Consider the following 3,559-nt stretch of genomic DNA (forward strand, 5'->3'; position numbering starts at 1 on the left):
AAGCTCCTCAACGACATACCCCTCGAACCTATACAACGCTTTGAAATTACGGACTTTCACACCCGTTTTGAAGCGTAGGTTCAGGGGGATGTCCCGCCTTTCCGTCATGCGGAGCTGTCGAAGAGCCAAAAATCCATCGCTTGAGCCATTCTTTTAAATGGATCCTCGGTCGGATAACAGAAGATGCAAGGGGCTCACGGCGTGACCTGCACATCGTCGATGTAGAAGCCGCCCCAGTTTGAGCTATCATTACTTTCGAACTGGAACTGGATCTTGATGTTTTTACCCAAGGCTGCAGCGGGAAGTGCGAAAGATTCCTCGGTCCAGCCAAGATCAATTCCCTCGATGGGAGTGATGGGGAAACTGCCGTCGACGATCTCGGCGTCGCCGTCATCGGCGTCGAGGATGCGAACGGTTCCGAAGTCAGGGCTCTCGAAATCGGTCTCGGTATCGATGTATTGCTGGAAGCTCAGCGTCGCACCGCCGGCGGGAGCGGCGAAAGCTGGCGAGGTGAGGGTGGCAAGGGCGTCGGAGGTATAGCTGTCGGCAATATTGGTGCCGGCGCAGTTCGTGCCGTTGGCAGCTGCCAGCGGGCCCGCCACGGATGGGGTACCCACTTCCCAAGCGGTGCCAGCACCATTGTCTGCCGCCGCCCAATCCGCCGGAAGTCCTGCTTCGAAGTCCTCGCTGAGGAGTGGTGGGATCTCCTCTTCGATGAGCGCGAAGAAGCGGGTCGGACCCACTTTCACCACGCCGTTCAGAGAGGTGAAGATACCTGCGGAAGGAATGTCCTCGTAGGGAGGGTTAATGCCATCGTCATAGATCGGCCAGCTTGAGACGGGCATGGAGAAATCGATGGCACTGACCAGATCATACTGCATGCCTGCGATGCTGTTCCAATCGAAGTCAAGATTGCCGCCATTTTGGGAGATCTCCAGGACCAGAGGTATTTCACGATCTCCCGGAGCAGCCGCCAAGGCGGCGATCTCGGAATCGGAGAGAACTTCGGCGTAGACTCGCAGGTCATCGATGCGGCCTAAGTAGTTATCGCCGATGACATCGGGACGGATACCGACGGTGAAATTATCCACGAGAGTATGCCCGACTCCGGTTGGGTCGCTTGCGACTGGTGAGCCGTTGACGTAGAGCGTCAGTCCGTTGGTCTCATCGACAGAGAAGGCAAGGTGGGTCCATACTTCTGCGGAGACCGCTGTGGGAGCTCCAAGGACGACATTGGTTTCCGACTGAAGATGCACCGTGGGTGTACCGCCAGCCTGAAGGACAATTCGCGCTCCTTCCGTCGTACCGCGGCGGGTTCCCGCGATGTGGCGGGTGGCATTGGGTTGGGTCGGATTGATCCAGCAGGCAAGGGTGAAGTTTGTTGCTGGGAGGGAGGATTGGTTGACATCCATGCCGCTGGTAGTGCCCGTGGCGTCGAGGGACTGGCCGAATTGGCCTTCGCCGTAACCGGTTCCGCCTCTGAGCGTGCCGTCATGGGTGCCGGCGGTGTCGGTGGCATTGTCCTCGAATTCCCAGAAGTGAATCAGGGTTGTGGCGACCGAGGTGAAGGCAATGGTCGCGTTGTCGGAAACCGCCGCAGCCTCGTTGCCGGAGGTGTCGGCGAAGGCTCCTGCCGGGTAGTTGACGTAGTAGCTCGTGCCAAATTCGAGATCGGTGATTTCGACAATCGCCGTCTGATCGCTGATGGTGACGCCTCCGCCGGAGACATCGATGGTCTGCAGGACCGTGCCGTCGGCAGCGTGCAAGGTGATGCTGCCGGCACCGATCTGGATGGTTTCGTCGAACTCGAGAAAGAGATCGGAGGTCGGTAGACCATTGAGCAGAGGCTCGGTTCCGGTCAGGGTCGGAGGTGTATTGTCCGTGGTGAAGCTGAAAGCCTCGGCGGCGGGCAAGGCAGGGATTCCGGCAAAGTCGTTGCCAGCAGTGTCATCGACCGCGCCTGCAGGAATCACCACGTAGTATTCGACTCCGGGCGTCAGGGGATTGGTCGGATCAAGGGTGAGGGTCCTCCCGCTGAACGCGTCGACGGGGAGGGAAGCGACATCGAAGGTTTCGGCGGACGCGTCGGGGTCTGCAGTGCGGAGATCGATGACTCCGGAGCCAGCCTGGACGTCTTCATTGAAAGTGAAGGTCAGGTTCTGAACCGTCGGGACGTTGACCGCCTCGTTGGTGGGATCCGTACTGGAGAGCGTTGGTGGGTCGACATCGTTGCCAGTAGAGGTGCCGAAGACGTCGATTTCGGAGTAGCCGACACCACCATTCTCCTGCCCGGCGGGCCATTCGAATCGAATCCCGGCGACGCCCTCAATGCTGAAGCCTGAGAGGGACATCTTGCCCTGCGTTTCAGTGGGAGGGTTGAAAACGAAGAGGGGATCCGTATCTGCGACAAGCACCTGATCAAAGACATCCGGAGTGTCGACGAGTGAGAAGCTCACCGAGACGCGGATTTCATCCCGCCCTTGGCCGGTTCCCCAGTTGCTGTAGAGATCGACACCATTGATTGTGTAGCCGCCGGGGCTGGGGGTGAGGTCGAGCGTGTATTCGACAATCTCGTCGTCTTGGACAGCCGCAGCAGCTCGGCTTTGACCGTTGTTGTCCCAGATCCCGTTGCGAAGGCTTGGCTCGCCTTCCGTGGTGCCGCCTTGTTCAGCCAAATCCGTATCGAAGACGGAACCGAAGGCGGTTTGGAGGAGGTCGGAATCCGAGACGGCGGGTCCCGGATTATCGGGGAACTCTGACGTGGTAACAGTGGCTTCAATGTCGACGGCCGAGACGGTGGCGGTGGCGAGGATGGATAATCCGGTGATTAGCTGGGCGGCGTATTTTCCGCGGTGGTGTTTTTTCATAACGTTTCAGAGAGGTCACGAACCGACCGAACGAAGAATCCCGGACAGATTAAGTCGCGGTGAAGCCACTGGGTTTCTGCCGGGGATGCGTTGGGTTTGTTCGAGGAGTTTGTTTGGCTATCGATGCCGCAGTATTGATGAAAAGAGCGACGGATACCTTTGTCACCTATTCCGGAGGGACCGTTTCGGTTAACGACTTTTTGGCGAAATTCCCCCGAAAACGACATGCGGGCGCACGGGCCGACACTGACGATAGGTAATCAATCGATCGGGGGCTCTGGAATATGCTGGAGAACGGCTTTCTTCGGCACGGCTGACAGCGAAGGCGCCGGGTTCGCGCTCCTTCGATTCCAGATTCCCAAACTATTGGATTACCTCTGGCAGGTATCTGGAATAGGAATCCGTAAGCACGTGCTATGGCCCCGCATCCCGACCCGGAAGAGACCTTTGTGCAGCTGGTGGTGAGTCATCAGGCGGCTTTGCGTGCCTTCGTGCTGTCATTGCTGCCCGGAAGCCCGGAGGTCGATGACGTGATTCAGGAGACCAATGCCGAGATCTGGAAGAAGCGGGGCGAGTTCCAGATCGGCACGAATTTCAAGTCGTGGATTTTCTCGGTGGCGAAGTTCAAGGTGATGTCATCGTGGCGGGATCAAAAGCGCCGCAAGGAATGGGCCGTGCCGGAAGAGACGATG

Annotated in this window: 2 protein-coding genes; one reads left to right on the forward strand and one right to left on the reverse strand. The window is 58.3% G+C overall.

Annotated elements, in window-relative coordinates; genetic code table 11:
- Positions 1-194 precede the first annotated feature (194 nt).
- A complete protein-coding gene (locus WBG04_RS18185) occupies positions 195-2,867 on the reverse strand; it encodes an Ig-like domain-containing protein (RefSeq protein WP_424316133.1) in 2,673 nt (890 codons plus the stop codon).
- Positions 2,868-3,283: 416 nt separating this feature from the next.
- Here WBG04_RS18185 and WBG04_RS18190 point away from each other — a divergent pair.
- A partial coding sequence (locus WBG04_RS18190) for a sigma-70 family RNA polymerase sigma factor (RefSeq protein WP_424316134.1) occupies positions 3,284-3,559 on the forward strand: 276 nt, incomplete at its 3' end.

This window comes from Haloferula sp., from assembly GCF_049672945.1.
Lineage (GTDB): Bacteria > Verrucomicrobiota > Verrucomicrobiia > Verrucomicrobiales > Akkermansiaceae > Haloferula.